Source organism: Tamlana crocina (genome assembly GCF_012037625.1).
In genome coordinates, this window is the sequence record NZ_JAAVJS010000484.1 from 1 (window position 1) to 362 (window position 362).

The following is a 362-nucleotide window of genomic DNA, read 5'->3' on the forward strand; positions in this document are numbered from 1 at the left end:
CTCGAGATCACACTACAGGGGCCGGTGCTGAAGTTTCAGGAAGCTGCCGAAATTGTGATTACCGGAGCAGATTTATCGCCTGTGCTTGATGGGGAAAAGCTTTTTAATAACCACGTTGTTCATGTCAAGGCGGGGCGGGTACTAAAGTTTGGTAGCAGGATATCAGGATTTAGAGCGTATGTGGCGATAAAAAATGGTTTTCAAACCCCCGAAATCTTGAAGAGCCGATCCTGGTGCAAAAGTGTGACTCCGCATCACAGGCTGGAAAAGGGAATGGAAATCCCATTTTTGAGGAGTGGCATTTCAGCTTCAGAAAAATTTTCAGCAGTGAGATCTAATACTTATTTAGTTTCAGAAATCAT

General features: G+C 44.2%; 1 pseudogene. It reads left to right on the forward strand.

The annotated features are described in order from the left end of the window. A pseudogene (locus HC176_RS17705) lies at window positions 1-362 on the forward strand (biotin-dependent carboxyltransferase family protein); the annotation flags it as partial.